The following is a 10,397-nucleotide window of genomic DNA, read 5'->3' on the forward strand; positions in this document are numbered from 1 at the left end:
CAGCCCTCAGCCCGCGGCCGAGGAACGCCGCCGCCGCCGGCGAGGCTGATCGGCGTCGTCCGCGTCGGGCTCCTGGGTCTCAGCCACGGGCTGGGGCACCGGCTCCTCCCGCGGGCTCGTGGGCACCAGCACGGTCACCACGGGCTCCGGTTGCAGCTGCACCGGCAGCGGAGTGATCTCGACGGGAGCCGGTGTTGTGGCGGTGAAGGGGGTTGGGGGAGTGAAGGCGGATCCGGGGTCGGTGACGGGCTCACGGCCAGCCGCTGGCGGAAGCTCAGCCACGGCTTCGGCGGCCCCGCCCCGGCCGCCGCGGCCGCGCCGCCGCCGCGAGCCACTGGCGCTGAGCTCCCGGCGCGCCTCTTCGAGAACGACATCGGCGTCATCACCCGGGCGGATCACCCGCACCACCACGCTCTCGGCGGCGGGGGGCTCCTCCAGCAGCAGAACGGGGTTGAGGCCGAGCCAGCCGTAGACGGCTTCCTGGTCGGCATCCATGGGCACCGCCACCACCTCAGGCTCGCCCCGGCGGCCGCCGGGAAGCACCGCTTCGGCTGCCGGCTCGACCGCGGGGGCGGCAGCGGCGGAGAGGGGCGGCTGGGCAGCCGTGCCCTCGAGAGGTGCCGCCGCTGCAGAGCCACGGCCGCGACCACCCCTGCGGCGGCGGCCGCTGCCGGCAGATTCCGTCTCAGTTCCGGGAGCCGGCACCTCAGCCCGGGCGGAGGCGGCGGAGCGCACCAGACCGGCCGTGCTGGCCAGGGGCTGGAGTGTGTCCGTACCGGGCAGCACGGCCACGTGACCCAGACCTCCGCAGGTGGGGCAGGCGCGGCCGAAGAGCTCGTAGATGTTCTGGCCCTGACGTTTGCGCGTCAGCTCCACGAGGCCGAGTTCACTGATCTGGGCGATCTGGGGGCGGGCTGAATCGTCGCGCAGAGCCTGGGTGAAGTGTTCCAGGAGCTGCAGCTGGTCGCGACGGGAGTCCATGTCGATGAAATCCACGATCACGACGCCGCCGATGTTGCGCAGCTTCAGCTGCCGCGCGATCTCCACAGCCGCTTCACAGTTGGTCCAGAGCACCGTTTCGCGGGCGTTGGCGGAGCGGGTGAAGGAGCCGGAATTGACGTCAACGACGGTGAGAGCCTCGGTGGGCTCGATGATCACGTAACCACCCGAGGGCAGATCGACGCGCGGCTTGAGGGCGTCGCGGATCGCCGCGTTGACGCGGTAGTGCTCGAGGATCTCGGTGGACTCCGCATGCGCCTCGACCAGCACGTTGGCGTGGTCGACACCGAGGAAGGCATTGGCCCGTCCCACGGCCCCGGCGGTGTCGACGACAACCCGGGTGACATCAGGGGTATAGAGATCGCGAAGCACACGATGGATGAAATCCTCGTCGCGATTCAGCAGCACCGGCGGGGTCGCCGCCTCCGCTGCAGCCTGGATGGCCTCCCACTGTCGCAGCAGAGCCTCGAGATCATCGATCAGCAGCTCCTCGGCCACCCCCTCGGCCTCGGTGCGCACGAGCAGTCCGGCGCCGGGCGGCTTGATCAGCACCCCGAGTGCCCGCAACCGGTTGCGCTCGTGCTCGCCATCGATACGCCGGGAGATGTTCACCCCCTGGCCATGAGGCTGGAGCACCAGGAAACGTCCCGGCAGCGTGAGGTTACCGGTGAGACGGGGCCCCTTGGTGCCGGTGGGCTCCTTCATCACCTGCACCAGCACCTTCTGCCTGGGCTCGAGCAGTTCCGTGATGCCGGCGCCGCCTTTTTTGAGGCGGAGGGGGCCGAGATCGGTGATATGAATGAAGCCGTTCTTCTCGCTCTCGCCGATGTTGACGAAGGCCGCGTCGATGCCGGGGAGAACATTCTCCACCGTGCCGAGGTAGACATCGCCGATCTGGTAGCGGCCCTGAGCTACGACAAGTTCATCAACACGCTCATCATTGAGAACCGCGGCGATCCGCAGTTGCTCGGCAATGACAATCTGCTGGGGCATGGGTTAAGGGAGTTGGGCCATGCTGGGCCCGGCCAGGTGGAACGGCGGCAGCTGGATCGTGTGCTGATGGCAGAGGGCCGACACCGGGATGCAGCCGCAGGGTGAGTGGCTCGCACAGGCCACCGAGAATCAAAACGGAAGAGTTTCCGGGCGCTGCCCGCCCTGGAAACCCTGAAGAGCGACGGACTCATCAAGCGAGGTCAGCAGGAATCCGGGTCGAATTCGCGTGGCGCAGCGGCTGTGATGAGTGAGGTGGATACAGCTCAGAGGAGATCTGTGCGGTAGGGCCACCTGCTGCTGATGGCACTGAGAAAGCTTGTGGCGCCGGTGAAGCCAGCGGAAAGCCTGCGGCAGACAGCATGGTCGCCTTGGTTGAAAGTTAACACGGACGCTCACCCCCGTTTCCCTCCCGCAGCAGCAGGGCTGCGCGGCACTGACGCTCACACCGCAATGGCACCCCCAGCTCTCGGCCCAGCCAGTGGGCCAGCTGATCCGGCCGGAGGCTGCGGCCGGCGGCGTCCACTGAGGCGTGCACGGCCAGGCGGGCGCGGCCGGCGGTCACGTCCTGGGCGCCATCCGTCTCGATCAGGCGCAGATCCAGCAGGTCGGGACGGCAGTCGCGCTGCCGCGGCCGGCCCTTCTTGTCGGTGTCCTCCCAGATCAAGGCGTCCGCCGCCAGCAGCCGCTCGATCGCCCCCTGCCAGTCCAGCCTCTGTGGGGCACTTCCACGAGCTGTAGCGGTGCTCCTGAGGCTGAAATGCCACAAGGCCTCCGCCAGCTCCTGACTGAGGCTGGGGCCGAAGGTGGGCACCACCGCGGCCGAGAGCAGCTGCAGCCCCGGCGGCAGCTCCGCCTGCAGACGCGTGCGCACCAGGGCCGGATCCACCACCTCGGTGAACTCCAGATCGAGCCATTCGCCCGTGCCCTCCACCCCCAGGGGCAGGGCCAGGGCCACCTGCAGCCGGGGCAGGGGGTGGAAGCCACCGGTGAAACTCACCGGCAGCCCCGTGCGGCGCAGGGCCCGCTCCAGCAGCCGCAGCAGATCGAGGTGGCTGATCAGGGCCAGAGAGCCGGTTTTGGCGAAGCCGATGCGCAGCCGGCACACCCGCTCGCTGGCGGGCGCCCGCTGGGGCACGGCCGGCGGCACCGGTGGCGGCGGGATCACCACGTTGTGACCGAGCTCAGGCCCACAGACGCCGCAGCTGCTGCAACCCTCAAAGGAGCAATCGGGCACCACCGCCGCCGCCAGGGCCCGCTGCAGGTCGTCGGCCAGCCAGGCCTTGTCGAGGCCCGAATCGATGTGATCCCACGGGAGGGGTTGGCGGCAGAAGGCCGCCAGGTCGTCAGCCTCCATGGCCTCGACGGCGCTCCAGGCCCCCAGCTCCAGCTGGCGGTAGCGTCCGCCTAGACCCGCCGCCTCGATCGCCCCGGTCCAGGCCGCGTAGCTGCGCTCAGCCGACTCGAACCAGGCATCCAGCCCCGCCCCGGCCCGCCAGGCGGCCTCGATCACCGGCGCCAGGCGGCGGTCGCCGCGGCCGATGAAGTCTTCGATCGCCGAGAGGCGCACATCGGTGAAATTGGTCTTGATGCCGCGCAGCTGGCGCAGGGCGGTGCGGAGCAGCTGCTGGCGCCGCCGGAATTCCTCCGTGCTCACGCTGTGCCACTGGAACGGCGTGTGGGGCTTGGGCGTGAAGTTGGAGATGGTGAGATTGAGCTCCAGCCGGCCCAGGTCGCGGCACTGCTGCTGGAGCGCGCGGCAGGTGTCGGCGATGCCGAGCACGTCGGCGTCGGTTTCCCCCGGCAGGCCGATCATGAAGTACAGCTTCACCTTGCGGTAGCCGCTCTCCATGGCGGTGCGGATGCCGGAGAGCAGCTCGGCGTCGGTGAGCCCCTTGTTGACGATGTCGCGCAGGCGCTGGGTGCCGGCCTCGGGCGCGAAGGTGAGCCCGCCCTTGCGCGCCCCACCAATGATGTGGGCGATGTTCCGGTCGAAGCGGTCCACCCGCTGGCTGGGCAGGGTGAGGCTCACGTTCTGGTCGGCGAGGCGGTTGCGCAGCTCCACCCCCACCGCCGGCAGAGCCAGGTAATCGGAGCAGCTGAGCGAGAGCAGGGAGAAATCGCTGTAGCCGGTGCGGCGCATGCCCTCCTCCACCGCCTCCACCACCGCCTCGGGCTCCACGTCGCGGGCGGGGCGGGTGAGCATGCCGGGCTGGCAGAAGCGGCAGCCGCGGGTGCAGCCGCGGCGGATCTCCACCGTGAGCCGGTCGTGCACGGTTTCGATGTGGGGCACCAGGCCCATGGCGTAGTGGGGCATCGGCGTGGCCGTGCGCCGCTGCACCCGGGCCGGCACTTCGGGCTCCAGGGGCTCGATGCTCACGCCATCGGCGCCGGGGCCATAGAGCGCGGGCACATACACCCCGGGCACCTGGGCCAGATCGCGCAGCAGCTGGCGGCGGCTGAGGCCGGCGGCCCGGGCCTCGGCCACCACCAGGCCGATCTCGGGCAGCAGCTCCTCGCCGTCACCCAGGGCGATGAAGTCGAAGAAGGCGGCGAAGGGCTCGGGGTTGCTGGTGGCCGTGGGACCGCCGGCGAAGATCAGCGGAGGCGCCTCCGGGTGAGCCAGCGGCAGGTCGCCCCGATCGGCCGCTCGGATCGGGATGCCGGCCAGCTCCAGCATCTCGAGGATGTTGGTACCCCCCAGCTCGTAGCTGAGCGAGAAGCCGAGGATGTCGAAGGCCGCCAGGGGCCGACGGCTTTCCACCGCGAACAGGGGCGCGCCGCGCTCGCGCAGGCGGGCGGCGAGATCGGGCGCCGGCAGGTAGCTGCGGTCGCACAGCTGGCCGGGAACGCTGTTGAGGATCGAATAGAGAATGATGTGGCCGCTGTTGCTGGCCCCCACCTCGTAGACCTCGGGGTAGGTGAGCGCCCAGCGCACGCCGGCCGCGCCCCAGTCGTGCTCCCAGTCGCGCGGCTGCACCCCCAGCTCGTTGCCCAGGTAGCGGGCCGGCTTGCTGATGCCCAGGTCGATCAGGGCGTCGAAGTCGACCGGGGCAGCCGCGAGGGCAGGGGGCATGGACGACACCGGAGGCACAGACCGATGGTATGGAGCCTGGCCAGCCCGCAGGCCGGCGGGCGCCATAGCAGGATGCCGCCAACGATTCCTGCGCGACCGTGGTTCAGGTCAACGGCAACTACCTCAAGCTCAAGGCGGGCTACCTGTTTCCCGAGATCGCCCGGCGGGTGAAGGCATTCAGCGAGGCCAACCCCAGCGCGCCGATCATCCGCCTGGGCATCGGCGATGTCACCGAGCCGCTGCCCGAGGCCTGCCGCACCGCCATGAAGGCGGCCATCGATGAGATGGGCACCCGCGAGGGCTTCCACGGCTACGGCCCCGAGCAGGGCTACCTGTGGCTGCGCGAGGCGATCGCCACCCACGACTTCCAGGCCCGCGGCTGCCAGATCTCGGCCGAGGAGATCTTCGTCTCCGACGGCTCCAAGTGCGACAGCGCCAACATCCTCGACATCCTTGGGCCCGACAACCGCATCGCCGTGACCGACCCGGTGTACCCGGTGTATGTGGACAGCAATGTGATGGCGGGCCGCACCGGCGAGGCCGATGACGCCGGCCAGTACGGCGGCCTCACCTACCTGCCGATCCATGCCGAGAACGGCTTCACGGCCCAGATCCCCAGCGAGAAGGTGGACCTGATCTACCTCTGCTTCCCCAACAACCCCACCGGGGCCGTCGCCACCAGGGAGCAGCTGCAGGCCTGGGTGGACTACGCCCGCGCCAACGGCGCCCTGATCCTGTTCGATGCCGCCTACGAGGCGTTCATCCAGGATCCGAGCCTGCCCCACTCCATCTACGAGATCGAGGGAGCGCGCGAGTGCGCCATCGAGTTCCGCTCCTTCTCCAAGAACGCCGGCTTCACCGGCACCCGCTGCGCCCTCACGGTGGTGCCCCGCGGCCTGATGGGCACCGCCGCCAACGGCGAACCGGTGGAGCTGTGGGGCCTGTGGAACCGCCGCCAGTGCACCAAGTTCAACGGCGTGAGCTACATCGTGCAGCGCGGCGCCGAGGCGGTGTATTCCCCCGAGGGCCAGGCCCAGGTGAAGGCCCTGATCGGCTTCTACATGGAGAACGCCGCGATCATCCGCCGCGAGCTGAGCGCCGCCGGTCTGCAGGTGTTCGGCGGTGAGCAGGCCCCCTACGTGTGGCTGAAGACCCCTGCCGGTGTGGACTCCTGGGGCTTCTTCGATCGGCTGCTCGGCAAGGCCCACGTGGTGGGCACCCCCGGCAGCGGCTTCGGCGCCGCCGGCGAGGGCTACTTCCGTCTCTCGGCCTTCAACAACCGCAGCAACGTGGAGGAGGCGATGCGCAGGATCCGGGCCCTTTAATGGAGGTGCTGTCATGTCAGCCGTGGCCATGACCACCCGACCCACAGCCACCCAGACCCCCAGCCGCGAGGGCGGGGCGGCGGTGATCGAGAAGGAGACACAGCGGGTGCGCAAGCCGTCGCCCCGCTACAAGGTGCTGCTCCACAACGACCCGGTGAACACCATGGAATACGTGGTGACCACCCTGCGCCAGGTGGTGCCTGCCCTGAGCGAGCAGGACGCCATCGCCGTGATGCTCGAGGCCCACAACACCGGCGTGGGCCTGGTGATCGTGTGCGACCTGGAGCCGGCGGAGTTCTACTGCGAAGCGCTCAAGGCCAAGGGGCTCACCAGCAGCCTGGAGCCCGAGAGCTGATGGCGGCGGCGGGCGAACCTGGCCTCCCGCCTCCGCCCCACTGGCTCGCCACCCTGCTCTACATGCCCCTGCTGCTGGCCGCAGGCTGGCTGCTGGCCAGACCGCTCGCCCTGGTGGCCCCCGGCCTGCGGGCCGACCAGCTCGATCTGGCGGGGCTGGTGCTGGCGCTGCTGCTGCTGCTGGCCACCCTGCCGCGGCGCATCCGGCGTGGCTGGGGGTGCGGGGATCCCTGGTGCCGGCTCGGGGTGACGGTGCCCTGGCGACTGGCCCTGAGCAGCGGCCTGCGGGGCCTCACGGTCGCCGCGGTTCTGCTGGTCGCGCTGACGGCCGGCCTGCTGCTCAGCGGCCAGGCCCGCTGGCTGGGGGAGCTCCGCCCGGCGGAGGTGGCCAACGCCCTGGCCCTGGTTCCGGGGGTGGGCTTCGCCGAGGAACTCCTCTTCCGCGGCTGGCTCTGGGGCGAACTGGCGCTGGGGCGCTGGGGCCGCCAGGCGCTACCGCTGCAGGCGCTGATCTTCGCGCTCGTGCATCCCTGGTACCGGGCCCCGGGGCTGCTGGCGCCGGCGCTGCTGGGCGGATTGCTGCTGCTGGGGGTGGCCCTGGCCCGGCAGCGGCAGCTCGATCACGGCAGCCTGTGGGGGGCCGTGGGCCTGCACGGCGGCCTGGTGGGGGGCTGGTTTCTGGTGCAGCACGGGCTGGTGGCCATCCGGACGGAGGCACCGGGCTGGTGGGTGGGCCCCGGCCAGGGGGATGTCAATCCGCTGGGCGGCCTCAGCGGCTGGATCGTGCTGGCCGTCCTGCTCGCCGCTCAGCGCACGGCCGTGGCCAGGGCGCGGCGCCCCTCCACCGGCGCATGCAGGGCCTCCTCGAGCGGGGCCAGGCCGTAGTCGCGCTCCAGCAGGTCCATCACCGTGCGGCCGAAATCGCCGGGGTTGGTGTCGAAGGCCTCCAGGCAGATGCGGCCGAAGGTGCTGCCCATGGGCTCGGGATTCCAGAGCGTCTTGCGGGCCGCCCAGGGCATCATGCTCATCGGGTTGTAGCCGGGTTTGATCAGCCCCTGCTCGAAGCCGTACTGCTCCAGGTGGGTGTGGGGCTGCAGACCGATGAAGAAGATCGCCGGCTCCACCTTTTCGGCCCCGAAGATGCGCTCCAGTTCGCGGTGGTAGGCGACGGTCTGGCGGATGGTCTCGGGCCGCTCATCGATCACGTTGAACGAATAGTTCACTGACACGTGGTGGCGGAAGCCGGCCCGGGCCAGCAGGCGGCAGTTCTCCAGCACGGTGCGCAGGTTGTAGCCCATGCGCATCTTGCGCACGAGTTCCTGGGAGCCCGACGTGATGCCGATCTCGAAGTACTCCATTCCGGTGGCCACCATCAATTCGGCCAGCTCGGCGTCGAGGTTGTCAGCGCGGATGTAGGCGGCCCAGCGGATGTCGTTCCAGCCCTGGGCCAGGATCGCCCGCAGCAACGCCTTGGCGTCCTCGATGTAGCGGCGGGCGGGGATGAACTGGGCATCGGTGAACCAGAAACCGCGCACACCGCGGGCGTAGAGCTGGCCCATCTCGGCGATCACCTCCTCCACGGGATTCACCCGCACCGCCTTGCCCTCCACCACGGTGTAGACGCAGTAGCAGCAGTTGTGGGGACAGCCACGCTTGGTCTGCACGCCCACGTAGAAGTCGCCGCCCTCCAGGTACCACTCCAGCTGGGGCCAGATGCGGGCGATGTAGGCGTAGTCGCAGGCGGTTTTCTCCATGCCGGCGGGCTGCTCGTGGATCAGCCCCGGCCGGGGCGCCTCACCGGCCACGAAGCAGCGCTCGCCGGCGATCGACTGGCCGCGGATGAGCTTCTCCAGCAGCGGTTCCCCCTCCCCCACCGACACCACCGTGCCCCGGGGAAGCGTGCGGCCCAGCTGCTCGTAGAACACGCTCACGGCGCCGCCGCCGATCACCGCCCGGGCCTGGGGGTGGTGGCGGCGTGCCCGCTGCACCCCCTGCCGCACCAGCCGCAGGTTGCGCCAGAGCTCGCCGTAGAACGCCGTCATCAGGCCCAGGCCGCCGAGGGCGCCGCGCAGGCGCTTGAGCGGATTGCGGGCGTAGAACACCTCGAAGGAGTGCTGCAGCGGGTTGCCGCTGCGGCCGTCCACCGGCGCGTAGATCTGGATGTCGCGCCAGGAGAACACCAGCAGGGTGGGCCGGAAGGCGTCCACGGTGTGGCGCAGCACCCGGTGCACGTCGAGCACCGGCACCGCGGCCAGATCGAGGATGCGCTGGGGCAACCCGGGGAACTGTTTGTTCAGGTGATCGGCCAGGTAGATGGGGCCGATCGGGAAGATGGGATTGCAGGGCAGCCGCACCAGCAGCACCCGGTGGTCGCTCGCGGCGCTCAAGGCTCGGAAACCCGGCAGGTATGAGCGGACGCTAACCAGCTGCCGCCAGCTGCTGGGCCATGGCCTCGGCCCGGCGCCGCAGCGGCGCCGGCAGCCAGGGGATCCAGCGGTCATGCACGCACAGCCGGGGCCGCAGGCGCCAGCCCCGTAGCGCGAGGCGCTCGGCCAGTGCCGGAGGGGGCGGCTGCGGGTAGGCGGGGTTGATCACATCGCCGGTGTCGATCCCGCCCAGATCGTCGATGCCGGCCTCCAGCGCCTCCACCAGGCGATCGGCGGGCCAGAGGTTGGGCGGCAGCTGCAGGTGCACCTCCGGCGGCAGGATCCGCCGCGCCTCGGCGATGGTGCTCAGCAGCGCGTTCACCGCCTCCGGGGGCAGGGGTGCGGCGGTCGTGCCATCGGGCCGCCAGGGCTGCAGGATCACCTCCTGGATGTGGCCCCAGCGCCGCTGCAGCAGGGCGATGAGCTCCAGGGCATCGCGGCGTTGCGCAGCGCTTTCCCCCACCCCCAGCAGCAGGCCCGTGGTGAAGGGAATGCCCAGCCGGCCCGCCTGCTCCAGCTGACCCAGCCGCACCGCGAGGCGCTTGCTGGGGGCCTGCCGGTGCAGGGCGTCGTAGGCCGGGCCCAGACCCTCCAGCATCAACCCCAGGGATGGATTGAGCCGCCCCAGCGCGGACATCTCCCGCAGCGACAACGGTCCGGCATTGGTGTGGGGCAGGCGCCCGGCCGCCAGGGCCAGGGCGCTGAGGCTGCGCAGACGCGCGAACCAGTTTCCCCGGCCCCTGGAGCCGGGGGGCAGTTCACCGCTGAGCAGCAGCACCTCGCGAGCGGCCGGACTGGCCTTGAGGCGGACCCGGGCGGCGCCGGCATCGAGACCGTCGGACAGCGGCCCGTCGCCGGCCAGCTCCCCGGGGGCCGGCGAGCGCCGGAAACTGCAGTAGCCGCAGGCGTTGAAGCACACCCTGGTGGGCACCAGGGTGACGCTCGGGCTCCAGGTGATGAGCGGGGACCGGGACATGGCACCAGGGCAGAACGGCGATGGCTGGGCGGAGTCGCGATGAGGAGGACAGGACAGGAGGCCCGGCCCCGCCGCCCTGCAACGCCCCTTCACAAACCCCGCAATGTTCTGTTACGTTGCTTGTTGACGGGTTCCCGTCCTGCATCCCTCCGGGCCTGCCCTGCCGTTGCGGCAGGGCCGCCGTCAGCTCCGCCTGGCCGGTCGTCCGGAACTCTCGTTTCCAACCCCTGTTCTCATGACCACCACTCTCC

The 10,397-nt window shown here is 70.5% G+C and carries 7 protein-coding genes; 3 read left to right on the forward strand and 4 right to left on the reverse strand.

Features of this window, described 5'->3' with window-relative positions; genetic code table 11:
* Nucleotides 1–6: 6 nt before the first annotated feature.
* Together KBY90_RS11945 and KBY90_RS11950 are read right to left on the reverse strand one after the other, a co-directional pair.
* Entirely contained in the window at nucleotides 7–1,992 is a 1,986-nt protein-coding gene (locus tag KBY90_RS11945) for an Rne/Rng family ribonuclease (protein WP_254968875.1), read from the reverse strand.
* A 379-nt stretch (nucleotides 1,993–2,371) separates the two neighbouring features.
* Nucleotides 2,372–5,065 carry a TIGR03960 family B12-binding radical SAM protein gene (locus tag KBY90_RS11950; RefSeq protein ID WP_254968876.1) on the reverse strand — a complete coding sequence of 898 codons (2,694 nt, stop codon included), beginning with the start codon at nucleotides 5,063–5,065 and terminating at the stop codon, nucleotides 2,372–2,374.
* Between the two features lie 98 nt (nucleotides 5,066–5,163).
* On the opposite strand from KBY90_RS11950, the gene KBY90_RS11955 reads away from it, so the two are divergent.
* From KBY90_RS11955 to KBY90_RS11965, 3 genes are read left to right on the forward strand one after another with little or no spacing between them, the layout of a single operon-like run.
* Complete coding sequence (locus KBY90_RS11955; protein WP_254968877.1) at nucleotides 5,164–6,390, forward strand: LL-diaminopimelate aminotransferase; 1,227 nt, start codon at nucleotides 5,164–5,166, stop codon at nucleotides 6,388–6,390.
* Nucleotides 6,391–6,403: 13 nt separating this feature from the next.
* Nucleotides 6,404–6,745 carry an ATP-dependent Clp protease adapter ClpS gene (gene clpS / locus KBY90_RS11960; protein WP_254968878.1) on the forward strand — a complete coding sequence of 114 codons (342 nt, stop codon included), beginning with the start codon at nucleotides 6,404–6,406 and terminating at the stop codon, nucleotides 6,743–6,745.
* Nucleotides 6,745–7,629, forward strand: a complete 885-nt coding sequence (locus KBY90_RS11965; RefSeq protein ID WP_254968879.1) for a CPBP family intramembrane glutamic endopeptidase — start codon at nucleotides 6,745–6,747, stop codon at nucleotides 7,627–7,629. The genes clpS and KBY90_RS11965 overlap by 1 nt, the downstream gene beginning before the upstream one ends.
* Here KBY90_RS11965 and KBY90_RS11970 read toward each other — a convergent pair.
* Nucleotides 7,551–9,131, reverse strand: a complete 1,581-nt coding sequence (locus tag KBY90_RS11970; protein WP_254968880.1) for a photosystem II high light acclimation radical SAM protein — start codon at nucleotides 9,129–9,131, stop codon at nucleotides 7,551–7,553. The genes KBY90_RS11965 and KBY90_RS11970 overlap by 79 nt on opposite strands.
* A gap of 31 nt (nucleotides 9,132–9,162) precedes the next feature.
* Nucleotides 9,163–10,146, reverse strand: a complete 984-nt coding sequence (gene cofG / locus KBY90_RS11975) for a 7,8-didemethyl-8-hydroxy-5-deazariboflavin synthase subunit CofG (RefSeq protein ID WP_254968881.1) — start codon at nucleotides 10,144–10,146, stop codon at nucleotides 9,163–9,165.
* Nucleotides 10,147–10,397: the final 251 nt, after the last annotated feature.

Origin of the sequence: Cyanobium sp. CH-040, from assembly GCF_024346135.1 — a bacterium.
GTDB lineage: Bacteria > Cyanobacteriota > Cyanobacteriia > PCC-6307 > Cyanobiaceae > NIES-981.